The sequence below is a fragment of the Leucobacter sp. NPDC015123 genome (assembly GCF_043080205.1).
Taxonomy (GTDB): Bacteria; Actinomycetota; Actinomycetes; order Actinomycetales; family Microbacteriaceae; genus Leucobacter; species Leucobacter aridicollis_A.
On the sequence record NZ_JBIBVH010000004.1, the window covers coordinates 116131 to 139749 of the forward strand.

The following is a 23619-nucleotide window of genomic DNA, read 5'->3' on the forward strand; positions in this document are numbered from 1 at the left end:
TCGCTAATCGAAGATCTGGGTGACGGCGAGGATCTCTGGGCCCTGCCTATCGAAAATGCGTCCGCCGATTGAGACACCAGCGAGCAGCACGATGAACCCGAACCCGACGCCGAAGAGCAGCGCGAAGATATTTCCCGTAAATGACGGGTCGGAGATCGCCGCCGCAGAGATCCAGACCGGCGCGACAGACAGGACAAGCGCGACGACCATTGACACTGTCTGGGAGGTGCCCGATCCTGAGCCCGACCACTGCGGCTGCACGAACGGGCTGTCGCCTGGACGCGTCGCCGGGTACGGCATGAGCGCAGAGAAAACGCTCGCGACGCCGGTCGCGATCAGGAGAACCCCAACGTTCATGCCGATCACGGCAGGAAGCACTCGCCAGTCCCCCATGAAGGTGACAGTGAGGCTCGAGCCGATCACCGCAACGGGCACGCCAAACATGAGTGCAGGGGCAAGCCTGCCCGCACGGTCGGCCCAGCCCCTGATGCCGCTTGCGACGTGTTCCCAAATCGCTGTGGAATCCATCGCGATGTCGTTGTGCTGCGACCAGCCGAGCAGCAGCATAAAGATTGGCAGCGGCAGCGCCGCGGCCAGCGCGACGTCGGCGCCTGCGATGAGGAACGCGGCGACAACGGCGATCGGGGCGATCGGCAGGGCAATAAGTGCAATGCGGTAGCGCGGATCACGCTGCCAGTAGGTCAGTTGCCGCGCGGCAATCACTGAAGCCGGCTTCGCCGGGAAGCGCTCAAACCAGCCGAGGCCTCGGCGGGCGCTCAGGATGTCGCGGGGGCGCTCAATCGAGGTGAGCGACCTCGCCACGATGCCAAACCATGCGATCGCGAGCACGATGATCGTGCCTGCAAGCACGCCGAGGCGAAGTGTCGCTGTCGCGTCGTCACCGCCAACGGTGTCGCCAATCGCCGCAAACGCGGCGCCGAAGGGCGTCCAGCCGAGCACGCCAGCAGCGTCGACGAGCACCTGATTTGTGTCCGAGCGCAGGCTCTCCGCGATGACGAAGACAAGCAGCGGCAGCACGGCAATGCACAGGATCCCGCCAGTGAGGCGCAGGCCCCCGGCATACCGGTCACCAATCACGAGCTGCGAGAGGCCCGATCCGAAGCGCACCGCGACAATCGCGAGCAGCGCGGCGAGCACGAGGGCGACGGGGCCGATCCAGCCCGCGGCGTGCCACTCGGGGCGCGCAAACCAGAGCGCGACAAGCCAGACGAGCATCACCAATGCCGGCCACGACACGATCGTTGTGACAAGCATCGACAGCGCGACCGACCCCGACTTCGCGGGGAACTGGCCAAACTGCCGTGGTACGAGGTTTCGTCGACTGTCGAACAGTGGCACGAGCAGTGCGAGTGCAAGCACGACCGCGCCGATTGTCACGTCAAGAACGTCGCGTATCCCACCTGGTTCGGTGAGCCAAGCGATCGCGAAGGGGGCGACCGCAGAAGCGCCGAGGCAGAGGGCGAGCAGCAGTGCGACGCGTGCGGCCCGAACAAATGAGCCGCGGAACAGGCCCCCGGCGAGCGCTACTCGGAGTCGGAAGAGCCGTGCAACCACTGCAGCCCCTTCTTCGACTCGTCGATGCCAGTGAGCGCCCGGAATCGATCCTCGAGGCTCACGCCGTCACGCACCGCGTCGACCGTGCCCTGCGCGATGACAGAACCGTCGACGATGATGACGACGTGGTCACAGACTCGCTGAATCAGTTCGAGACTGTGACTTGACATCACGACACTACCGCCACCAGCGACGTACTTCTCGAGGATGTCGGTCACGTTGGCTGCCGAGACGGGATCGATCGCTTCGAACGGCTCGTCAAGCACGAGCACTTCGGGTGCGTGAATCATGGAGCAGGCGAGCGCGATCTTCTTCTGCATGCCTGCCGAGTAGTCAGAGACGAGCCTGTCGAGCGCTGACTCGAGGCCGAAAGCCTCGGCAAGCTCGGCGCTCCGCTTCGCAACCTCAGCCTCGGCGACTCCGTGCAGGACGCCCGAGTAGTACAGCAGCTGGCCACCAGTCAGGCGGTCAAACAGTCGCAGGCGGTCGGGCAGCGTTCCGATGAGGCGCTTCGCCGCCGCTCCGTCTGCCCACACGTCGACGTCGCCGACGGAGACCCGGCCGGAGCTCGGCCGCAGTAGGCCACTGATCATTGACAGCGTCGTCGTCTTACCGGCGCCGTTCGGGCCAACGACACCCGTGAGTGAGCCGGCATGTACCTCGAACGAGACCTCGTTCGCGGCGACAGTCGAGCCGTACACCTTTGTCAGCATCTCGGTGCGCAGCACGACCGGGTTCTGCTCGGCGACGCGCCCGCGCTCTCGCGCACGAACGACCGAGGGCGTCGGCACTTCAATGCGGTTGCGCGCGGGCGCCTCGGCTGTCGCGCTCGGGTCAGCTGAACGGGTCCGCCGGGCGCGCGGCGCGGCGGCGGACGGCTCTGCCCCGACCGCGCGGCCTGCTGAGGCGGCAGCGACAGCCGCATCGGCTGCGGCAGCCTCATCGACAGCGGGAACCGGTCGCGCAGACACAGGCGCCGGAGCAGTCGACTTCTCGGCACCAGCACTCGGCAAGTCTGCGCCAGCACTCGGCATGTCTGCGAACGATGGCAGCGCGTCAGCCTGGGTCTTGGCGGGAGTTTCTGCAGCGCCGACCCCTACGTCCGGCAGTGCATCAGACGACGAAGGCGGGGTTTCTGGCAGCACCCAACTAACCTACCAAACGAATCAGGCTCTGTGAGCCCGTTGCCACACTACTTTGAGGTTTCGGAGGCCCGCAGGCGTTCCGCGTCCGCGCGCGACAGCAGCGTTTCGATCGCCTCACCAAATCGTCGCGTCGGCGAGCCTGGCGTCGTGTCGCCAAAGTAGCGCGTCGACCACTCTCCGAGCCGCTCGCGGGCGCCCTCGTCACTGATTACCCGATCGAGCACTGCCACAATGTTGTCGGCGTCGGCGGCGTCGAGCCATTCGCAGACGCTCAAATAGCCCCCCTCGTCGACCTCGGCTTCCTCGGACACCGGGCGCGTCACCATGAGCGGTCGGCCAGTTGCGAGCCTGTCGTAGACCATTGCCGAGATATCGCAGATCGCGACGTCGGGGGCGCGCAACTGCCAGCCGAGTACTGGCGACTCGTCGTAGACATGTTGAGCGGAAGGATCAGCGGCGTTCGCCGCAGCAAGCATCGCGATGATCCGCTCGTGTGCGGCTCCAAATTCGGGGCTCACAACGCCTGAGCGGGGGTGCGGGCGGTAGACGACGCGGTGGCGTCCTGTGGCGAGCAGCTGCGTGACGAGCGTCTCGCCGTGAGTGACAACGGAGCCGTAGCTAGCCGCCGGCCGGTCCCCTTCCCACGTCGGTGCGTAGAACACGACGGTTCGATCGTCTGGCGTGTAGGCGGGCTCACCGCCAAGATGGTCTGCCTGGGGACGGCCGATCGGCACAGTCCGCGCCTCGACGTCGTACTGCCAGAGCGCCTTGGACAGGCGGGCGCGCGCAGCGTCACCAGCAACAAAGGCGTAGTCGTACGTCTTGTACTGGTTGCTCGTCATGTACATCTTGTCGCTCTCACCGTGGTTGATGAAAACGTGCCAGCGTTCGCCGTATCGCATCATCTGGAAGTTGCGAGTGTTCTGGTTGACGTACAACACGACGTCGAGCTGCTGGGTCGCGATGAAGTTCTCAATGCTCGTGACCTTTGGCACGTATGCCACGTCGAGGCCACTTTCGCGCATGAGCTGGAGCGCACCTGCCGCGTTGCGCGCGAGAATTACGACGGGTCTGGTCTTCGACAGCTCCTGCAGTGGCGCGTACCACTGCCGCATCTGGTAGATGTTGACGTCGCTGTCGGCGAAGTAGACGCCAACACGGTAGCGCTGTTCGGGCAGCGGGCCGCGCTCGTCGAGAAGCCCTTTAAGTTCGAAGTAGGCGCGGCGTCCCTTCAGGACACGCTTGGCGAGCTTCACGGCGCGTTTGCTGTCCTTCATAATCTGCATCCCACCAGAATAGCCCGCCCCGACACAGGCCGAGCCGCAGCCCGCTGTGGGAAGATCGACGGGTGGTTGATTCCCCCGGTCTACTCCTCCCTCCCCTGCCAGACGTGCCAGCGGTGAGCTACGTGATGCCCGTGTTGAACGAGGAGGGATTTCTCGAGCGCGCGGTGCACACGATCCTGAACCAGGATTACGCTGGCGACAAGGAGATCGTGCTCGCGCTCGGCCCATCTCGTGACGCAAGCGACGAGATCGCGTCGCGGATCGCGGCAGCCGATCCTCGCGTCCGCCTCGTCGCGAACCCCGAACGCGATATCCCGGCCGGGCTCAACCACGCGATCCACGCGAGCTCCCATCCAGTCGTGATCCGGGTCGACGCGCACTCTGAGCTCACGCCCGACTACACGCGCCGCGGGGTCGCGGCCCTTCAGGAGACTGGCGCAGCGAACGTGGGTGGGATCATGCGAGCGGCAGGAACGTCCGCCGTGCAGCGCGCGATCGCGCGCGGCTACAACAGCCCGTTCGGTCTCGGCGGCGGGGCATACCACGGCGACGGCACACCGGGGCCTGCGGAGTCCGCGTACCTCGGCATTTTCCGTCGCGAGGCAATTGACGCCGTCGGCGGCTACGACCCCGGGATCCTACGCGGCGAGGATTGGGAGCTGAATCTCCGCATCCGGCGTGCGGGTTTCACTGTGTGGTTCGAACCCGCGCTCGGCGTGACGTACTGGCCGCGCGCCAGTTTCGGTGATCTCGCCAAGCAGTTCTTCGCGACGGGTACGTGGCGGGCGGTGCTCGTGCGCAAGTATGGACGTGCGAACCCGTGGAGATTCTTCGCGCCCGGGGTGCTCGTGATCTCGCTCGCCGTGTCACTCGTCGTGCTCGCGCTCCAGCTCGCCGGCGCACTGCCGTGGGGCTGGTGGTCGCTCGGCTGGGCACCGCTCGCTTTCTACGCGCTCGCCATCTGCTTCGCGGTGTGGCGCATCCCGGATCAGCGGGGTGTGCGCGACCGACTGCTCACCGGCGCCACGCTCGTGACGATGCACACGAGCTGGGGAACCGGGTTTTTGCGCGGCATCGTGTTCGGGGGCGGCCGCGTCGTCGACCGCTCGCGCGCGTAGCCGCGAATCGCGGTGGCGTGCGAGCGATCGACGATCAGGATCAGGATCAGCCGCCGGGCCTCACCGTCTGAGAAACGGCAGCGGGTCGATCGGCTGCCCAGCGAGCGTGAGCGCGAGGTGCAGGTGAGCACCGAACGACATGCCAGTGTTGCCGACCCTGCCAACCTGCGAACCGATCTCGACGGTCTGGCCAATGGAAAGGTCATGCGACGCATCCTCCATATGGCAGTAACGACTCGTTAGCTCTTGTCCGTCGACGCTGTGCTGTAGCTTTGCCGAGAAGCCGCAGCCGTCACTTGCCCAGCCCGCCTCGACGACGACTCCTGTAGCGACGGCGAGCACTGGCGTGCCACCGGGCGCCGCGATGTCTTGCGCGTCGTGGAACCCCTCGACCGGCGCACTCCGATACCCGAAGCCATCAGTGAGGGGCCACTCGCGGTCAAACGGGAGCCTCACCCCGGAGCTGGGGAGGCCTCCGGCCGCGAGCTGCCCGACTGCGATCTGCCCGACGCTTGGCCGCGCACCGACCCCGGGCGCTGCGGCCTCTCTCGGCTCCGGTTGCGGTTCCTCTTCAATACGCACGCTGCCAACCGCGTCAAGCACCGATTTCGCTTCGGGCACGTCGGCACCTGGCAGCAGTTGAGCGGTGGCGGCTGGCGCGTTCGTGCCCTCGTCGCTCGGTAGCCGGCTGACCGTTGGAACGAGCGCGGGGAACATCGCCGCCCCAAACATTAGCGTGGCGCTTGCGAGCGCGACGCTCGCGGCGAGCGTCCGCCGAACCGTTCGTCGCCGCCGCCCCGGGCGCGGTACAGGCTCCGCCGCGCGGGGCCGTGGCGTGAGGTAGGCAGTCGGAGCATGCTCGTGCGTTCGCGCAGGCTGCACTATGCTCGCACCTCCTGTCGCTCTCGTGTGTTCACTGTCGTGACCAGTAGCTGTACCATCAGCGGGCCAGCAACTGCTGCATCGCGGTGATTTCGTCGGTCTGATCGGCGACGACCTGTTCTGCAAGTTCGCGCACCCTCGGGTCGCTGCCGCCGGAGAGCGCCTCCTTCGCCATGTCGACGGCGCCCTCGTGGTGGGCGATCATCTGCTCAAGGAACAGCCGGCCGACCTCGTCCCCGCTCGCGCGCCCCAGCGCCTCGAGGTCTTCGGCAGAAAGCATGCCATCCATACCGCCGTGCGTCATGTGCGACGCGGAGCCCTCCGGATCATAGGCGACTTCCCACTCGCTCAGCCACGACAGCATCTTGTCGATCTCGGGTTGTTGCGCAGCCTTGACCTGCTCGGCGATCTCGGTGACGGCCGGGTCGACGTCGTCGGCCGCGAGCACGATGTCGGACATTTCGATAGCTTGCTCGTGGTGCGGGATCATCATCGTGACGAACATTTCGTCGGCGGCATTCGCCTGGCTCTGCGGTGCCGCTGATTCGGCGGGCGGGCGGGCGCCGCTGCCAGTGCTGGCGCAACCTGCGAGCGTTGCCGAGGCTGCGAGTGCGAGCGCGCCAAAAAACAGGGTCTTCTTCATGGGAGTGTCCTTCAAGTCTGTGTGAATCGGTGTGGGTGGAGCGGCGCGTGGCACCGCGTGCCCGCGAACGGGCCACGCACGGATTCAGGTTCGACTGATTGAGAGGACGATGAGGGACGGCGTCGGGGCAGGCAGCGCAGCGCGCACGCTTGCCGCCGCCGCCGTTGCGCGGTCTCGGAGCGTGCGCGTTGCGGTTTCCGACCTGGGGATGACGAGCAGCAGCATGCCGACGATGAGCGCCAACGCGCATGCAGCAGCCATCGCCTCGTGGCCAGGCGCAGTGTCGCCCGCGGGCGGAGGGTCGTGCAGCGCGTCCGCGTGCGCCGTGTCGGCGATCTGGTGCGCGGCGAAGTTCTCACCGCCGGCAATCGTGGCCCCCGTCGGGCCGTGCTGCCCGCCGTGTGCAGTGCCACCCACTGAGAGCGCCGCTACCCCGCTCGTCGTGTGCGACGCGTCTGCTGACGCGCCGCTGAGAGTATGCATGCCGAGCAAGCCGACGATGACGAGGAGCACACCGCTGAGCACGACGAGGACCGCGCGGACCGGACGCTGGGTCCGGGGTGCGCGCAGCGCGATCCTGTCGTTCATATGCATTGCTCGGAACAGTAGCAAACCTCGCTGACAGGCCGCCTAGCCTGCAGCCGCCCTGTCCGGATCTATGCGTTCCGATCCAGAGCGGGACCGAACGCATCGCGTTCCGCGAGCCTATCGACGACGCGCACCGAGGCGGCTCCGTCGTCGTGTGGCGTGAACCTTGCCTGCCACGCCGCATAGGCCGGCCGATAGTCGACAATCCACTGGGCCGAGCGCCCATGCTCGCGCACCTCTTCGGCAAGCGTCACAAGCTCGTCGCGTGACTGAAGCAGCGGTCCGGGAGCGCATGCCTCGAAGTCAAACGTGAACCCGCGCTCGGCGTCTCGGTACTGCGGGAGGTCTGGAACATAGAACGCCAACGGTGTCCCTGCGACCGCAGCATCGAACATCACCGATGAGTAGTCGGTCACCAAGACGTCCGCGGCGAGGATCACGTCGTTGATGTCTGGGTGCGCGGTGGCGTCGATGACGCGGGGATTCAGTCGGAGATAGCTGCCAAGCTCGTGCGTGCGAGTGTGCCCCCTGGCCACGACAGTCCAGTTCTCGCCGAGCGCATCTGCGAGCGCGTTCACGTCGAGCGAGTCGACAACCGTCGTGCCGCGGTCGCGCCAGGTCGGCGCGTACACGACGACCGAGTTCCCCTCGGGAATGCCGAGTGTCTGCCGCGCCGTCGCCTGGGCCACGGGGTTCATCTCGCCGACAATGTCAGCGAGCGCGAGCCTGTCGTCGCGCGGATACCCAGTTTCGAGAATCTCCCCCGCAAACGCGTAGCTGCCACGGAACTGGTCGGTCGAGTGTGCGTTCTGCGAGAGCATCATGCTCCAGCGGCGACTCTCACGTTTGATCGCGAGCTTCGTGCGCGGTGAGACGTTCGGGCGACCGAGCGCGAGGTGTTTCAGCATCGTGCCGTGCCAGGTCTGGAGCACTGTTTGTTCCGGCCCACGCTTGAACCCGAATCGAAGCCAGTCGTTGACGATGAGCAACCGGGCCATCCGCCTCGCGGCGAACCATTCGACGCCGCCGACGAGCACGGGCGTCGCTCCCGCTGGCACCGCCTGACGCTCGCTCGTCACGCTCCAGTAGCGGGGCAGCTCAGGATAGCGAGCGGCGATCTCGCGGTCGAGCGCGAGCGGATTGCAGCTGACTTGCCGACCATAAAAACTCTCGAAAAAGACACTCTCCGCTGCGACAAGCTCGGCGGCCGGAAGCCGCAGACGCTCGACAGCCGCGAGGACGCGGCTGGCCGACTTGCCATCGCGATACGGGTGGAACCGCGACGCGAGGGCTGCGGCTGCACGCGATGCCTCGCGGCGAGCGGCGGTGCCAGTGGTCAGAATCTCACTGAGCGAGGCGGTGACCTCGCCCCAGGAGCGCGCGATGTTCGCACCTGCGGTGACCTCGAGCGCCTCGTACAGGCCGCGCTTCGCGGTGTACGCGTCGAGGTCGGGGGCGAACCACTGGATTGGGCGTTCGAGGAGCGAGAAGTCGACGGCGATTGACGAGAAATCTGTGATGACGGCGTCGAAGGCACCGAGTAGCGGGGTGATGTCGCGGGCGATGTCGCTCCCCAGCAGGTGGATCCGCTCGCCGACAGCCGCACCATACTCCCCTTCTCCGAGCGGGTGGGAACGAATGACGAGGTGCGCGTCGACGCTGGCGAGGGCTGCAACGATTTCCGTCACCTCAGCGTGTGTAGGGATGGCGGGATCAACGTCGCCGTCTCGCCATGTCGGCGCGTACAGCACGAGCGGGCCCGTCGCGCGCCCACCTTGAATCCGCTGCGAGAGGATGTCGAGTACGAGCTCACGGGCCGCAGCCGCCATGGCAGGGTCCGCTGCCTGCGCCGCGAGCTCGTCGTCTCGCGGATCGCCGAGCACGGCGACCTTGCCCGGAGCGATTCGGAACGCCGATCGGAGACGCTCGGCCGCAGTCACGGAACCCGCAACGTACAGACTGACCTGCTTGGTGCCGCGCTCGTACATACGCTGCAGCACCCCGCGGAGTGGGGCGGGCCCGCGTACGGCTGTCGTCACCGGGGAATCGAGGTGAATGCGCTTGAGCGGGGCCCCGTGCCAAAGCTGCACGATGGTTCCGCCAAAGACGCCGAATCGGTTCACGTCACCGAGGCCGTGCGTCACGACGAGCGTCTCTGCGCGAAGCGTCGCCCAGAACCCGTGCCTGCCGCGCCTGAGCACTGGAACGAATCCTTCGGCCTCCGCGAGTGCGCGTTCGGCCTCATCGGCGACGAGCCAGACGATGCGGGCGTCAGACCTGCTGTCGCGCAGCTCGCGGGCGAGCGCAAGCGCACCTTCGCCAACGCCGATCCCGCTGCCGAACGCCCAGGTTCCTGGCACCCGGGGAACGAAGAACGCGAAGACCCAGGACAGGAGGTATTTCGGGATCGCGAGAAGCTTCGAGAGGTTGCCGCTCGCGAACTGAAATTGACGTGCACTCATTTGTCTCCACTGTAGAACACGAAAGCGGGCACCGTTTCGAGTGCCCGCTTTCGTGAGAGAGGAGTGGTGACTACCAGTCCAGCGTTCCGAGGGTTGCAGTGGTCTGACCGGCGACTCCGCGGCGGGTGTAGTCGATTGTCACTTCACTGTCTCCCGCGTGCATGCGGATCAGAGCCGAGACTGATGTGCCGTCAGCGGCTGGCACGCCGTCAACCGCGGTGATAACGTCGCCAACTTTGAGACCAGCCTTTGCGGCAGCGCCGTCACGGACTACCTCTTTGATGAGGCCGCCCGCGTGGTTCGCGTCTTCATCGTCGTCGAGGCTCGAATCCACGACGCTCGCACCGAGGAGGCCGTGGGTCGGCTTCTCACCGGCGATAATCTCGTCTGCGACGCGCGTGGCGAGGTCCGACGGGATCGCGAATCCGAGGCCAGCGCTTGACGCGTTGCCTTCTGTCGCGCCAGGCGACGCGATCGCGACGTTGATGCCGATGAGTTCGCCCTTGGCGTTGAGCAGCGCGCCGCCGGAGTTGCCTGGGTTGATCGATGCATCGGTCTGCACGACGGGCAGCGTGACCTGTCCGCCTGTCTGCTGCGAGTTCTCCTGCTCACCGGGGGTGTCAAACCGGAAATCCCACGGGAAGCCGCGACCGTTGTCCGGTGCGCCTTCCCCGTTGTGATCCTCCTGCCCCTCCTGGCTCGGATCCTGCGGAATCAATGCGCTGCCAACTGAGATTCCGCGGTTGAGCGCGCTCACGACGCCGCTTGTTACCGTGTTGGAGAGACTCATCGGGGCGCCGATAGCCACGGCGAGGTCACCGACGTTCACGTCTGCTGAGCTCGCGACGGCAACCGGGGTGAGGCCTTCTGCCTCAACCTTCACTACTGCAATGTCTGAGTATGGGGCGACGCCGACAAGCTTGCCGTCGAAGACGCGCCCGTCGCTGTGCTTCACCCGAATGCGGGGATCGGTCGCCGCGCCATCGAGCGTGACAACGTGGGCGTTGGTGATGATGTAGCCGTCCTCGCTGTAGATGACGCCAGAACCGGAGCCTGAGGCGTTCTGCGAATCGACAGTCAGCGTCACAACGCTCGGTGTTGCGACCATCGCGACACCCGAGATATCGGTCGCGGTTTCGGGGTTATTGAGCTTGACAGTGCCGCCCTGCTGCGAGACAGCGTTGCTCTTCGGAATAGCGTTCGCAACGACGAGCGAGGAGACGCCCCCGCCGACAATTCCGCCGATGAGCGCTGCCACTGCGAGACCAGCGAGGAACGTGCCTGTCGAATGGGTTCGCTTCTGGGCGGCCACACCGGCCCCCTGCTGCGGAGCCCCCGGGGCTGCAAGCGTCTCGTGGAGCGCCTGCGTGGGGTACTCCTGTGTCAGCTGGGGCTGCTGCTCGGCGTTCGGGGCGGAGTATGCACCCTGGTGCGCAGACGGGTACGCACCCTGCTGCGCGGTCGGGTAGCCGCCTGGCTGCACGCCGAACGCTGCGCCGGCACCCTGAGTTTCGGGGCTGCTGCTGGGCGCAGCGCTCGGAATGCCCGGCCCATGCGAGAACTCCGGCGGGGTCACACCGCCGGGCTGCGGCGGCGTGACTCCCCCGAGGTGGGGCGCTGGTGCCGCGGCCGGCGGCGCGGCCGGAGCGGACTGCTCATGGGGTGTCGGCGCGCCTGCCACTCCCTCGCTCGGCCGCTGCGATTCTTCAGGTTCGACGGGCTGGCCCGGGGTGTCGTTATTCTCAGCCATCGTGGCTCCTCTCTCGATGACTCAAGCATTCCGTCTATTCCTATGAATTTGATTTGGAAAGGCTCCAGAATGACTGCAGATCGCTAAGAATGGTCGCCCGACACCTCAGCCCGGAGCTTTCGACGAAGCGCCACGATCCCTCCGAGGAGCCCGCCCGCTCCAACCATTCCCGCGGCGAAGAGCGTCGGGAGTTCTCCGGCGGAAGCGCCAGTTGCCGCGACCTTCTCGGAGGGCGTGCTCGGTGCATCGGGCTCGATGATTTCCGCAGTCTCGGCGGGAATTCCGTAGTCGTCGCACCACGGCACAAACAGTTCACCGGAGTCATCATCCTGATCCTCCGGAGTGAGGCAGGCCTGAACGGTCACCCATCCACGTACGTGCTCTGGAAGCTCGAATGGCTCTGCAGTGACCCAGCTGTCGGGCCCGGCAAGCGACACTGTCAGGCTGCCAAGTTCAGTCGCGTTCTCGGGAGCCTCAGGTTGCTGCGTCGGGCGCCCATCAGACTGGAAGAACGTGAGGCGCACGACTGCGGGAATGAACGCGTGCTCCTCATCCCGAAGCCAGGTCCCGCTCCCGACGACTCCGCGCACAGTGTCAATGAGGCTGCGGTCACCTGGCTGCATCCGGTTGGCGACGAGTGCGGTCTCGAGTCTCAGCTCTGTCGGCACAATGTGGCGCTCTGCGACAACCCCGAATCGGTCTGAGTACACTGCTCCGGCTGCAAAAAACCCAGAGTCGCGAACCGCCTGGGCCTGGCGCTCCTCCCTGATCTCCCACACCCAGTAGTAGTAGCCAGTTGCGGCGTCCTGCACGGTGAGCTCGACAGCGTAGTCCCCCGGCCCCGAGTCGACCGCGAGCTCCGCGGCGCCCGCTACTGGCGCGCCGTCGGGTGCCACCACATCCTCGACCTGCGGCGCCTCGAAGGGGCCGTACAGTGTGCCGTCAGCAACGATGGGCATGAAAGCTGCGACGCCAGCGCTCGGCCATCCGCCGGATCCGGCGCTCACGGTCACGACGTCACGAAAGACAGGGTCTGCTCGCTGCACGAACTCAGCCGGCACCTGCGTAGTGATCGCGGGCGCGAAGTCATGGGAGAACGAGACCGCCGTTCCCGCGAACTCGCCAGTGTTTGTGCCGACGACAGGCTTCACACCAGTGCCAATTCGCTGCTCAGTGTCTCGCGTTGCCGGGTGCAGAATCAGCTCAGCCGGCCAGTACTTCTCGTCGACAGACCACGCGCCAGTCACCGTGACCTCGGTGGTACTGTTCCAACTTGGCTCGTGCGGCGACGCAGTCCAGTCAGCGCTGCCAGCGCTGGCGCCTTCGACCCGCAGCTGGGTCGCGCCGTCGTCGAACACGCCGCCAGCAATGCTGAGTCCGCTTGTTCCCGCCGGGTACTGCACCGAGCCTCCCAAGGCCTCTTCGTCGGTTGTCACGACAAGCTCACCTTTCGGCGAAGCGTGCCCTGGCGCGAGCGCGGCAGTCCTGGCCTCAGCCGCGAGGCGTTTGCCGGCCTCAACGTTTGCAGTGCCGCCGTTCGCACGAAACAGCCCGTACTTTCCGTCGATCCAGGCAGCGTTTCCTGGTTCTCGCCGAATTTCCCACAGCGCGACCTGAACGGCAACAGCCCTGTCGGCGTCGGCGGTATCTCCGTGTTCGGCGAGAACCCAGTTCATCTGCCGCATCTGCGTTTCGCTAGCCGCCTGCGTGGTCACTGTCCCGCGCCACCCCCACGCGTCATTGACCTCGACCGAATATCCGGGGAGCTTGGTGACCCGCGTCGGCTTCAGCTGGGCACTCACCGGGGCGTCGACACCTGGCTCGAGGCAGTACGCGCGCGATCCGTCGGCCGTCGTAAACGCGCCGACGTGATACCCCGCGTAAGAAATCATGCCGTCAAAGCTTGCGGCATGTGCGCTCGGCGCAATCCCGAGCAGGAGGAGCGGCACGGCGAGCATCGCCGAATAGACGGCACGGCCCGGCGAGTGCCTTCGATCTTTGGATATGTGCATTCGGAAACCCTTTCGCTCGAGAACTGCTGAGCGACAAGGTTGCCCGCCCTCGTGTCTCGTCGCGATCCGTTTTCCACAAGCGTCGCGGCCGCTCGATTCGCGTGAACAGCGAATGCCTGATAGAGTAATGTCTTGTGCCGCGGGGTGGAGCAGTTCGGTAGCTCGCCGGGCTCATAACCCGGAGGTCGTAGGTTCAAATCCTGCCCCCGCAACCGTGAGAAAGGCCCCTGACTAGGAATTCATTCCAGTCAGGGGCCTTTTGCTTTGCTTGCTTCACGATAGGCTCGCTCCCCCGCATCGCCTCCAATACGGCCGCGCGGGCGCTCAAGAACGTGCCGGCTGAGCGCGCTCGCCCGCACCCTCAGGACGCGAAAACCTGCGTCGTCAGCTCACCTGTGGGCGGAGCAACACGCCCACGCTACAGCTCAGTTCGAGAACCGAGCGCTGCACCCGATAAGGTTATTGACGTGCCGCGGGGTGGAGCAGTTCGGTAGCTCGCCGGGCTCATAACCCGGAGGTCGTAGGTTCAAATCCTGCCCCCGCAACCAAGAGTCGCACTGCGGCACAGAACCCCCTGATCGTTGATCAGGGGGTTCTGACGTTTCTGCTCGTACGCCCACGATTGTTAACGCTCGGCTGCGTCAGACGATGCGACACCCAACCAGGTGTGACGGTTCCCCGCCCAACACCACCCAACCTTGGGTGCTCCGCGTCGCTCGCGTCCGTCGCGGCCGGTGCCGCCACTGATCCAGATCGCCGGGGTGCGCGCGTCGAGCCCCTTGCCGCGCCGCTTTCGCGAGCCAACGGTCATGAAGCATGCGCCGGGTTCGAGGGCGTCTGGCTGCTGCAGGAGCCAGGAGATTCCCTCGTTCACTGTCAATGGCCGCCTGCCCCGCCGCACAATTTCTGGGAGCGCCTCGTCTGGGCTCCAGTTCGAGTACTCATCGCCGCGCTCGACACCCGTGATGTCGTAGAGCTGGCGCTCGCGCACCCGCGCCGCCGGGATGGATTCGAAGGCGTCGAGGTCTGTCATGTCTTCGACGACAAAGCCTGGCTTATCGACGCGGCGGAGCAACGGTGCGAGCCGTGACGCGGGAACGAGCCCGGGTGCGACAACGAGCAGGGCGCCGGGCGCCGTCTGCAGGTCGCCTGCCAGGGCGCGGAAGTCTCCCACAGAGAGTCCTGCGAGGGCGTGGACGCCGAGCTCGACGAGCCTGTCGAGCTGCGAGGTGATTGATGGAAGCTGGGTGTCGAGAAGCTGGGGAATACTGGCGCCTTCCAATCGGAAACGAGGGCACCGGGCGAAACGCCCCGTGCCCTCGCACTATTCCCTGCGCCAGTTCCCCGGCGATACGGCGCGCGTCGCGCCGCCCCTACTTCTTTCCGGCGCGAAGCGTCTTGTAGAGCATCTGTCCGAGCACGAACGCGAGCAGCAGCGAGAACGCGACGTTCGACGCGAACGGCGTGATCTTCGTCGCAAAGACCGACCCGAGCGGCGACAGCACGCTCGCAGCAATGCCGAGCACGAGGGCGCTGCGAAGGTCGACGTTGTTGCGCTTGAAGTTGCCGATGGTGCCCGAGATTGATCCGGGAATGAGCATGAAGAGCGAGGTGCCCTTCGCGACGAGGTCGTTCGAGCCGAAGAAGAACATGAGCGCGGGAACGACGATCACGCCGCCGCCGACGCCGATGAGGCCCGACAGCACGCCCGTCACGAGGCCCAGCCCGACCAGCCCGGCGCCGACGAGCACGGTGATGTCGATCTCCGCTTCGCGCTGCGGCACCACGAACCAGAGGCTCACGACGACGGCGAGCAGGAACACCATGAAGAGCCACCGGAGGAAGCCCGTGGGCACCTTCGCGAGGAGGTAACTGCCGATCTGCGCGCCGACGATGATGCCCACGGCGAGCAGGATCGCGGCGATCCAGTCGACGTTGCCCTGCACCGCATAGCCGATACCACCAACCACTGCCGCCGGGAGGATCGCCGCCACCGACGTTCCTGCCGCAAGCCGCTGCTGGTAGCCCAGGAAGATCGTCAGGAGTGGCACGAGCACGACTCCGCCGCCGATGCCGAAGAGGCCGGAGAGGATGCCGGTGATCGCGCCGAAGATAGCAAGCAGCAGGATCGAGGGGCGGGGGGTATCAAAGTCAGTCGAAGTCATCGGAGCCTTTCAATGCGTAAATCAAGCGCGGCTGGCGCGGGGGCGGGCGGGGATCCTCGGATCCGGATCAGCTACCCCGCGCCCAGAACGACGATTGCGGAGCCGTCCGAGCGGGGGTCGCTCGCGGCCGTATAGGTGGGCGCCCCCGAGGTGCCTGGATCGATGCGCACGACGTTGGAGTGGCCGAGCGATTCGTCGCGCGACGGGACAGTGACGAGCGCGAAGCCCGCTGCCTCGATCGCCTCCTTCGCGACGTCGGATACGTCCGCCTCAACAACGACGCTCACCTGCGTGTCGCCGGTGATCTCTTCGACCATCCAGCGAGGCGCGTGGGTCGCGCTCGCGGGGTCCTCCCCCGCGAGCATCCGCTGCAGCAGGTGGGTGTGAACCTGGGGCTGCGCGGCGCCGCCCATTGTCGCGGGCACGTAGCGAAGCTCGTCGCCATCGAGCACCATCACGGGCATGAGTGTGTGCCGCGGGCGTTTTCCCGGCGCAAACGCGTTCGGCGATTCAGGATCGAGCGAGAACGAGGTGCCACGGTTCTGAAAGATGATGCCGCTGTCTGGCTCGAGAATGTATGAGCCGAAGTCCCAGTACACCGAGTTGATGAACGACACGGCCCAGCCGTCCGCGCTCACCGCAGAAAACCCGACGGTGTCTCCGCTCGCCTTCGCGTCGCCACGGATCGGGCGCTCCGGTGCGGTAGCGGCTACGAGCTGAGCTCCCGTAGCACCGTCGAACGTCGGGTCTGACAGCAGCTGGGTGCGCACGAGGTTGCTCTCGTAGAACGCGCGGGCGAGCTCTCCGGCGCCGGCGCCGAGCGGGTCCTCGATACCTGCGGTGATCGCGTTGAGCGCGCGGAGAAACATGAACCCCGAGGTGTTCGGTGGGCCCGTCAGCACCCGCATTCCGCGGAAGTCGGTTTCGATCGGGGTGTCCCAGAATGGGCGATACGCAGCCGTATCTTCCAAGGTGATCTTCGAGCCACGCCGCGCGAGCCCGGCAGTCCAGGTGCGGGCGAGTTCGCCCGAGTAGAAGGCCTCTGGCCCCTCGCTCGCAAGCTGCTCGAGCGAGGCAGCGAGGGCTGGCTGCACGACAGTGTCCCCCTCGGCGAGCGGCGTGCCGTCTGGGTAGAAGATAGCGCTCGCCCCGGGATCCTTCGACAACTCTGGCTGCGCGGCGCGCAACTCACGGGCGACTGACCGCGAGTTTGGGAACCCGTCGCGCGCGAAGCCGATTGCGGGGGCAAGGTGATCGGCCCAAGCGCGGGTCGCGCCGAGCTCGTGCAGCGCCTCCCACCCGCGAATACCGCCAGGCACCGTGATGGTGTCAACGCCGCGCAGCGGGAGGGCTTCGCCGTGTGCGTCTCGCAGCGCTTCAAGCGTCTGGCCGGACGGCGCCGTACCCGTGGCGTTCAGAAACCTGATCTCGCCGTCAGGGCTCCTGACAATAGCGACGAGGTCACCGCCAAGAGCGACGTTGTTCGGGTAGACGACGCAGAGCGTCGCAGCTGCGGTGATCGCTGCGTCGATCGCGTTGCCCCCAGCGCGAAGCACTTCCGCGCCTGCTTCGGTCGCCAAGTGGTGTGATGTCGAGATTGCGCCAAGCTGTGCTGCGGTCATGCGCGTGGCCCCCTATCTTGCGTGTCGTCGGTATCGGGTGCGGCGGAGATTCGTTGCGACCTGTCCTCGCCCTCGCCTGCGAGCGCGATCTGCTCGGCGATGTCGAGCACGTGGGCGCGGGCCTCTGCCTCCGCGAGGTCACCGTCCCCTGCGGCAATGGCTTCGAAGATGCGTCGGTGCGCCGCGCTCGACACCTGACGTCTCGCCCGGGTTTGATAGCGGGTGCCACGGCTCGGTGCAATCTGCTGCGCGATCTGCTCGTTGATAAGTTCCAGCAGCGGGTTGTGTGTGTACTGCGCGATCGACTGGTGGAAGGCGCGGTCAAGCTCCGCATACCTGTCTTTCGCGGTGTCGCTCTCCATCGCTTCGACAAGCTCGCGAAGCTGCGCAATGTCGCGCGGCCTTGCCCGCCCCGCCGTGATGCGGGCGATCGGGGGCTCAACGATCGCGCGAAGCTCCATGATGTCACGCATCTCGGCGGCTGCGGCGTTGACCGCTTCGCCGATCTGGTCAACGATACCCGAGCGCTCCCCCGGGCTGAGCACGACTGTGCCCCGACCGGGCTTGCGGTCGATGAGGCCTCGATTCTCGAGCTCGCGAAGTGCTTCTCGGATCGAGACGCGTGATACCCCGAGGTGCTCCGCGAGGGCGCGCTCCGGCGGCAATCGGTCCCCCGGCGCAAGCTCACCGTCGAGAATGAGTCGTTCGAGGTCGACTGAGAGGCGGTCCGGCAGCGACAGCGTCGTCGCGGGCTTCAGGGAGGTCCAATCCATCGCCACTCCTTTCGTGCGCATGGGTGATGTTCGGGGTCGGTTCGTGTGCCTTGCGTGGTTCTGGCCCCCCTCGAAACTACCGCGATCCTGCGGCGCTCCGGCGCAATTGACGGAGCGGTTCGAAGCAGGGTATATTTGCGTCTCGTTCGAGAAGTTGGTCAGACCAACAGTTCATTAACCATACACCGAACGCCACATCAATCGATACCCGCAGAGCCGGATCTCCGCACCACAAGCGCGACCCAGGCGAGGCATCTGCCCGTATGCCCTCATGGAGAATCAATGACGAAACCCCGCCCCTCCACCGCCGCCTCGCCCGGCGCGCCGGAGCACACCACTCAACCCGGAACCGGTGTCACGACAGCCCTTGGCATCGTGGTCGATGATGCCAAGCCGAGCGGCCTCCTCACTCTCTCAGGCGTCGAAATGTGGGAGCGCTTCAGCTTCTACGGCCTGCAAGTGCTGCTCGCCTACTACCTCTACTACTCACTCGGCGAAGGCGGGCTTGGTCTCCCCCAGCCTGTCGCGCTCGGGATCGCCGGAGCTTACGGCGGCCTCGTCTACATCGCCCAGATCGTTGGCGCCTGGGTCGCAGACCGAGTTCTCGCCCCCAAGTACGTCGTGCTCGTCGGTGGCTCGGCGATCCTCGCGGGCCACATCATGCTCGCAATCGTCCCCGGGCTCACCGGCCTCATCATCGGCCTTGCGCTCATCGTGATCGGCACCGGCGGCCTCAAGGTAAACACCACAATGATGGTGGGCGAGCTGTACCCGAACGGTGGCCCACGCCGTGACGCCGGCTACTCCATCTACTACATGGGCATCACCATCGGCGCGTTCGCAGGGCCGCTCGTCACCGGCTGGCTGAACCAGTCCTGGGGCTTCCACGTCGCCTTCGGCGCAGCCGCCGCGGGCATGGCCCTCGGTCTCGGCCAGTACATCTTCGGAATGCGCCGATTGCCCGCAAGCACCGGGATGGTGCCAAACCCCCTTCCCGCAGCCCAGCGGGTGCGGTGGATCTGGATCACCGCGATCCTGATCGCCGCAATCGCCCTCGCGGTCGCCTTCGGTCTCGTGCGCCCCGACAACATCAGTAACGTCGTCGCGCTCGTCGTACTGATCGCAACGCTCGGCCTGTTCACGATGCTGCTCACCAACAGTAAAGTCAGCAAGCAGGAACGCCGTGCGGTCGTGCGCTACATCCCCGTGTTCCTCATGAGCCTCGTGTTCTGGACACTCCTGTTCCAGCTCTTCACCGCTTTCGCGGTGTTCGCCGACACGAAAATTCACCTCACAGTCGGGTCACTCACGATGCCGCCCTCGCTCATCGTGACGCTTGAAAGCCTCGCAGTCGCGGCGATCACCGCGCTCCTCGCCGTACTCTGGACCCGCAGCCGCGCGTCACGCATGCAGCCAATCACCAAGCTCGTCGTTGGCGTCATCGCGATGTCTGCTGGCGCGGCGATCATCGTGCCGTTCGGACTCGCTGCAGGCGTGACAATGCCACTGCTTATCGCGCTCCTCGTCATGGTGTTCTTCGCCTTCGGCGAATCGCTCTTCGCGCCGTCAGCCCTGTCGTTCACCGCCGAGCTCGCACCGAAGGCCGCAACGTCACAGATGACCGCACTGTACTTCCTCACCATGGCCGGCGGGTCAACCTTCGCCGGATGGATCTCACAGTCCTACCGCGAAGGCTCGGAGGCACAGTACTTCGCGATGGTCGCCATCGTCTCGCTCGCCCTCATCGTCGTGCTCGGGATCGCCTACAAGCTCGTGGACCGGGCGATGTCTAGCCGCTAGCTAAGGTGCTGACTGGGCGCTGACGAGCCGCTGGCTGGGCGCTGGCCAGCCGCTGACTGGGCGCTGGCGAGCCGCTGGACGTGCACTGGACGTGCGCTAGCTCTCGTCGGCCGTGCGCTGGACGAACGCTGGCTGTGCGCTGGACGAACGCTGGTTCTCGTCGGTCGCGGCCGATCCACGGGCGTCTGTTGGGCGGGGGTGCGCCACCTTTCGAGGTGGTGCGCCCCCGCTCTGTTGTCCCCAGGCCGGCGCCGTGGGGTCTGCTCGCTCACCGGGCTGATCCTCCTGTTCCCATGGGCTGATCCTCCTCTTCCCTGGGCGCCTCTCCTGTCCCCATGGGTGATCCTCCTCTTCCCATGGGTGACCCTCCCCCTGTGTACCCCCGCCCCTGTGTACCCCCGCCCCTGGGTGCCCCTCCCCTAGGTGACACTCCCTTCCTGCGCTGGAGAGCCCCTTTCTTGCAGGACAGCCACTTGCCAGCGGTAGGTGAATGCCTCGTTGGCGAGAAACCTACTCTTCGGCGGGCGGGGAGGGACCACAAGGCACGAAAGACGGGTGTGGCCCGGGGGAAAAACCTCCGGGCCACACCCGTCTTGCGGTGAGACTTGCTAGTTGCCAGCCTCGAGCGCTCGCGTGAGCGCATCCTCAAGCCGCTCGTCGGCCTCTGCGAACTTCTTCAGATCGCCATCCTTCATTGCCGCCGTGCGGTCATCGATGGCCTTCTTCATGTCCTGCAGCGCCTGCTTCAGCGCCGGAGAGGTCTGCGAACCTGAGCCGTCGCCCGGTTCCACGGTCTCACCGTCGGTATCGGGATCCGGGTCAGCAGGAACTTCACTATCCCCGTCTCCCGCGTTCGCGCCTGAGTTTCCGCCGAACAGCTCGTCGAGCGCCTTATCAAGCGTGTCCTCGAACGCGATGTCGTCACCGAAGGAGACAAGCACCTTCTGTAGCAGCGGGAACTTCGTGCCAGTCGACGCCTCAAGGTAGACAGGCTGCACGTAGAGCAGCCCGCCACCCACAGGGAGCGTGAGCAGGTTACCGCTGATCACGCGAGTACCGCCCTGGCGCAGCAGGTTCAGCTCGGTCGACACCTTCGGGTCGGTATTGAAGCTGTTCTGCACCTGGCCCGGCGCCGGGATCGTGTTGCTCTTTGGCAGCGTGAGAAGTTTCAGCGTGCCGTAGTCCTCAGACACCTTTCCGGCTTCAGAGCCTGCGTTCGAGTTCGCCGCAAGGTAGCCGGTCAGGATGTCTCGGGCGGTCTCACCACGCGCGTCAGGAATGTACGTCGAATAGATCGAGTAGGTTGGCTCCGCGCCCTTACCCGCTGACAGGGTGAGGTAGTACGGCGGCTGCGCAGGGTTGCGCTCATTCTCGTTCGCGCTCGCTACCGGATCATCAGGCGTACGCCACGCGTCCTCAGCCGAGTAGAACGCACCGGCATCGGTCACGTGGTACTTGCTCAGCACCTCGCGCTGCACCTTGAACATGTCAGTCGGGTATCGCACGTGGCTGAGCAGCTCGCCACTCATATCGTCGACGCTCTTGAGCGTTCCGGGGAAGATCTTGCTCCACGACTTGAGGAGTGGATCCTCGCTGTCCCATGCGTACAGATCAACGCTGCCGTCGTAGGCGTCGACAGTTGCCTTCACCGAGTTGCGAATGTAGTTCACAGGCTTCGCGAGCATGCTCGCGCGCTGGTTGTCAGCGTCAACTGTCAGCGCGTTCATGTCGGTGACCTCTGAGTACGGGTACTGCGCCGAAGTTGTGTAGCCGTCGATGATCCACTTGAGCTTGCCGTCCACGACCGACGCGTACGGAGCAGCGTCGATGGTGAGGTACGGAGCTACCTTCTGCACTCGCTCAACCGGGTTGCGATCGAACAGGATCTGTGAGCCGTCAACGACAGCACCTGAGAGCAGGATCTCGACGTCCTGGAACTTCAGCGCGAACATGATCTTCGAGAAGATGTTGCTCAGCGTCGGCCCACCCTCGCCCTTAAAGGTCGTGAGGTTTGCGCGGCCGCCAGCTGCGGCCTCGACGTCGCCCTCAGCCGCGTCACCTGCGTCTGCTGGAACGTCTTCCTCCGCGGGCGCCTCAGTTGCCGGGGCTTCTTCGTCAGTGGTAGCCGCTTCGCCGCCAGCGGTGGCGTCTGCAGTGGTCTCGCCTTCGGCGTTCTCCTCAGCAGGTGTTGCACCCTCGGCGTCAGCTGCCGGAGCCTCAGGGGTGCTCTCGATGTCTGACGGGAAGTCGAGCTCGATCGACTTGTCGCGTTCGCCACCGACGATCGAGTACTCGGGCGAATCCATGCCGAAGTACACGCGCGGCTCAAACTCACCGAGACGGCCACTCGTCGGAATACCGCTCTCAAGGAAGACGGGTTCGCCACCGGGTGAGCGCTGGTTGCCGTACGCGGCGACGAGCCCGTACCCGTGCGTGAACACGAGGGTGCGGTTGTACCAGCTCGACTGGCCCGAGATATCGATGTCACGGATTGCCGAGACGGTGTCTTCGATCTGCCCGTCGAGCTCGTAGCGGTCGACGTTCAGCGACTTCGGGAACTTGTAGTACTGCTTCGACTGTTCGAGCTGCGCGAAGGTTCGCGAGATGACCTCGGGGTCCATGATACGAATGTTCGAGGTCGCAACAGCGTCGTTACGCAGTGCGCCCGGCTCTGCGTCGGTGACAGCGTCGTAGCGTTCGACCTTCACCTCGTCGAGGCCGTACGCTTTGCGCGTCGCGTCGATGTTTCGGCCAATGTATTCAGACTCCATGCTCTGCTCGTCGGGGACGACGCGGAACTGCTGGATTGCCCAGGGGTATCCGACGCCGAGCACAAGACTCGACACGATCAGCAGTGCCGTACCGATCACGGGGATACGCCACTTGCCGGTCACCGCGGTCACAATGAACAGCACAGCCACAATCGCTGCGATGCCAGCGAGGATCTGCTTGCCGGGGATCGTCGCGTGGACGCTTGAGTACATCGCACCGGTCGCGTAGCCCTCAGTGCTTGTGACGGTTGCGTACTGATCAAGCCACAGGCTCACGGCCTGAATCGCGAGGTACAGGGTCGCGAGGATCGCGGTCTGAATGCGGGTCGACTTCGACACGCGAAGCTCCCGCTCGTTGAACGAGATGCCGCCGTACAGGTAGCTCGTGGCCGCTCCGACGAGCAGCGAGATGAGCACGACTGCCGAGGCGAATGCGGTCACCGACTGCCAGAGGGGCAGATCGAAGAGGAAGAACGAGATATCGAAACCGAACTGGGCGTCTTTCTCACCTGAGGGCTCAGAGTTCCACCAGAGCAGCACAGTGCGCCAGCTCGATGCCGCAGCGATGCCCGCGAAAATGCCAAGCATTGCGGGGAGGAGCCACTTGACGAGCCGCCGCAGGGGTTCGATCACCTCCTGGTAGCGGTCAAGCTGTGCGGTGAGGCGGGCATAGACCGGCCGCTTCCGGTAAGCAATGTCAATGGCGAGGAACACCGGGATCGACATCGCAAGGAAGCCGACGATGAACATGGCGCCTGCCGCAATCCACTGCGTCGCAAACACGGGAAGGTACCCGAGTTGGTTGAACCACAGGACCTCAGTCATCACTGACGAGACCGCGAGGAACGCGATAATCAGCGCAACCACGAGGATGATTGTGATTGCGAGCGGGGAAAGTCGGCGCGATCGGGGGGCAGAAGTAGTCTGTTCGGTCACCCTCCAAGCGTAGCGTTTGGCCGCTGAAATTCCTGTGCGAGTCGAAACACCGCGACACCTGTTCGCAGTCGGCGCAATGAAATCGCGCGAC

16 protein-coding genes and 2 tRNA genes are annotated in these 23619 nt (G+C 65.5%); 4 read left to right on the plus strand and 14 right to left on the minus strand.

Annotated elements, in window-relative coordinates; translation table 11 throughout:
• Positions 1-3: 3 nt before the first annotated feature.
• Genes ACF07D_RS09640 through ACF07D_RS09650 form a run of 3 tightly spaced genes read right to left on the minus strand, consistent with a single transcriptional unit; the run spans position 4 to position 4006 of the window.
• Positions 4-1575 carry a hypothetical protein gene (locus tag ACF07D_RS09640; protein ID WP_391504756.1) on the minus strand — a complete coding sequence of 524 codons (1572 nt, stop codon included), beginning with the start codon at positions 1573-1575 and terminating at the stop codon, positions 4-6.
• A complete protein-coding gene (locus ACF07D_RS09645) occupies positions 1545-2720 on the minus strand; it encodes an ABC transporter ATP-binding protein (protein ID WP_391504757.1) in 1176 nt (391 codons plus the stop codon). The genes ACF07D_RS09640 and ACF07D_RS09645 overlap by 31 nt, the downstream gene beginning before the upstream one ends.
• 47 nt (positions 2721-2767) lie before the next feature.
• Entirely contained in the window at positions 2768-4006 is a 1239-nt protein-coding gene (locus ACF07D_RS09650) for a CDP-glycerol glycerophosphotransferase family protein (protein WP_391504758.1), read from the minus strand.
• A 62-nt stretch (positions 4007-4068) separates the two neighbouring features.
• Between ACF07D_RS09650 and ACF07D_RS09655 the strand changes: the two genes are divergently transcribed.
• A complete protein-coding gene (locus tag ACF07D_RS09655; RefSeq protein ID WP_391504759.1) occupies positions 4069-5124 on the plus strand; it encodes a glycosyltransferase family 2 protein in 1056 nt (351 codons plus the stop codon).
• A 60-nt stretch (positions 5125-5184) separates the two neighbouring features.
• Here the strand turns inward: ACF07D_RS09655 and ACF07D_RS09660 are convergent, their stop codons facing one another.
• The 6 genes from ACF07D_RS09660 to ACF07D_RS09685 form a co-directional block, all read right to left on the minus strand.
• A complete protein-coding gene (locus ACF07D_RS09660; protein WP_391504760.1) occupies positions 5185-6006 on the minus strand; it encodes a M23 family metallopeptidase in 822 nt (273 codons plus the stop codon).
• A gap of 58 nt (positions 6007-6064) precedes the next feature.
• Positions 6065-6649 (minus strand): DUF305 domain-containing protein, encoded by a 585-nt coding sequence (locus tag ACF07D_RS09665; RefSeq protein ID WP_391504761.1) that lies wholly within the window; start codon positions 6647-6649, stop codon positions 6065-6067.
• Between the two features lie 84 nt (positions 6650-6733).
• On the minus strand, positions 6734-7243 hold the full coding sequence (locus ACF07D_RS09670; protein WP_391504762.1) for a DUF6153 family protein: 510 nt from the start codon (positions 7241-7243) through the stop codon (positions 6734-6736).
• Positions 7244-7305: 62 nt separating this feature from the next.
• Entirely contained in the window at positions 7306-9699 is a 2394-nt protein-coding gene (locus ACF07D_RS09675; protein WP_391504763.1) for a CDP-glycerol glycerophosphotransferase family protein, read from the minus strand.
• A 70-nt stretch (positions 9700-9769) separates the two neighbouring features.
• Positions 9770-11449 (minus strand): trypsin-like peptidase domain-containing protein, encoded by a 1680-nt coding sequence (locus ACF07D_RS09680; RefSeq protein WP_391504764.1) that lies wholly within the window; start codon positions 11447-11449, stop codon positions 9770-9772.
• 83 nt (positions 11450-11532) lie between these two features.
• Entirely contained in the window at positions 11533-13461 is a 1929-nt protein-coding gene (locus tag ACF07D_RS09685) for a hypothetical protein (protein WP_391504765.1), read from the minus strand.
• Positions 13462-13599: 138 nt separating this feature from the next.
• Between ACF07D_RS09685 and ACF07D_RS09690 the strand changes: the two genes are divergently transcribed.
• Both ACF07D_RS09690 and ACF07D_RS09695 read left to right on the plus strand, forming a co-directional pair.
• Positions 13600-13673 (plus strand) — tRNA-Met (locus ACF07D_RS09690).
• A 259-nt stretch (positions 13674-13932) separates the two neighbouring features.
• Positions 13933-14009: transfer RNA gene (locus ACF07D_RS09695), tRNA-Met, on the plus strand.
• Positions 14010-14086: 77 nt separating this feature from the next.
• Here the strand turns inward: ACF07D_RS09695 and ACF07D_RS09700 are convergent.
• From ACF07D_RS09700 to ACF07D_RS09715, 4 genes are all read right to left on the minus strand, one after another.
• On the minus strand, positions 14087-14743 hold the full coding sequence (locus ACF07D_RS09700; RefSeq protein WP_391504766.1) for a DUF5701 family protein: 657 nt from the start codon (positions 14741-14743) through the stop codon (positions 14087-14089).
• Positions 14744-14834: 91 nt separating this feature from the next.
• On the minus strand, positions 14835-15626 hold the full coding sequence (locus ACF07D_RS09705) for a sulfite exporter TauE/SafE family protein (protein WP_391504767.1): 792 nt from the start codon (positions 15624-15626) through the stop codon (positions 14835-14837).
• A 71-nt stretch (positions 15627-15697) separates the two neighbouring features.
• A complete protein-coding gene (locus ACF07D_RS09710) occupies positions 15698-17248 on the minus strand; it encodes a gamma-glutamyltransferase family protein (protein ID WP_391504768.1) in 1551 nt (516 codons plus the stop codon).
• The gene (locus ACF07D_RS09715; protein WP_391504769.1) at positions 17245-18021 is read right to left on the minus strand and encodes a FadR/GntR family transcriptional regulator; all 777 of its coding nucleotides are present in this window, start codon (positions 18019-18021) and stop codon (positions 17245-17247) included. The genes ACF07D_RS09710 and ACF07D_RS09715 overlap by 4 nt, the downstream gene beginning before the upstream one ends.
• 282 nt (positions 18022-18303) lie before the next feature.
• Here ACF07D_RS09715 and ACF07D_RS09720 point away from each other — a divergent pair, with 282 nt between their 5' ends.
• Positions 18304-19821 (plus strand): peptide MFS transporter, encoded by a 1518-nt coding sequence (locus ACF07D_RS09720; RefSeq protein ID WP_391504770.1) that lies wholly within the window; start codon positions 18304-18306, stop codon positions 19819-19821.
• Positions 19822-20429: 608 nt separating this feature from the next.
• Here ACF07D_RS09720 and ACF07D_RS09725 read toward each other — a convergent pair.
• Positions 20430-23528 carry a UPF0182 family protein gene (locus ACF07D_RS09725; RefSeq protein ID WP_391504771.1) on the minus strand — a complete coding sequence of 1033 codons (3099 nt, stop codon included), beginning with the start codon at positions 23526-23528 and terminating at the stop codon, positions 20430-20432.
• Between the last annotated feature and the right edge of the window lie 91 nt (positions 23529-23619).

Excerpts from the sequence above, each read along its gene's own strand:
- ACF07D_RS09650 (WP_391504758.1), bottom strand. The coding sequence starts at position 4,006 with ATGCAGATTATGAAGGACAGCAAACGCGCCGTGAAGCTCGCCAAGCGT.
- ACF07D_RS09665 (WP_391504761.1), bottom strand. The coding sequence starts at position 6,649 with ATGAAGAAGACCCTGTTTTTTGGCGCGCTCGCACTCGCAGCCTCGGCA.
- ACF07D_RS09670 (WP_391504762.1), bottom strand. The coding sequence starts at position 7,243 with ATGCATATGAACGACAGGATCGCGCTGCGCGCACCCCGGACCCAGCGT.
- ACF07D_RS09675 (WP_391504763.1), bottom strand. The coding sequence starts at position 9,699 with ATGAGTGCACGTCAATTTCAGTTCGCGAGCGGCAACCTCTCGAAGCTT.
- ACF07D_RS09680 (WP_391504764.1), bottom strand. The coding sequence starts at position 11,449 with ATGGCTGAGAATAACGACACCCCGGGCCAGCCCGTCGAACCTGAAGAA.
- ACF07D_RS09685 (WP_391504765.1), bottom strand. The coding sequence starts at position 13,461 with ATGCACATATCCAAAGATCGAAGGCACTCGCCGGGCCGTGCCGTCTAT.
- ACF07D_RS09705 (WP_391504767.1), bottom strand. The coding sequence starts at position 15,626 with ATGACTTCGACTGACTTTGATACCCCCCGCCCCTCGATCCTGCTGCTT.
- ACF07D_RS09710 (WP_391504768.1), bottom strand. The coding sequence starts at position 17,248 with ATGACCGCAGCACAGCTTGGCGCAATCTCGACATCACACCACTTGGCG.
- ACF07D_RS09715 (WP_391504769.1), bottom strand. The coding sequence starts at position 18,021 with ATGGATTGGACCTCCCTGAAGCCCGCGACGACGCTGTCGCTGCCGGAC.
- ACF07D_RS09720 (WP_391504770.1), top strand. The coding sequence starts at position 18,304 with ATGACGAAACCCCGCCCCTCCACCGCCGCCTCGCCCGGCGCGCCGGAG.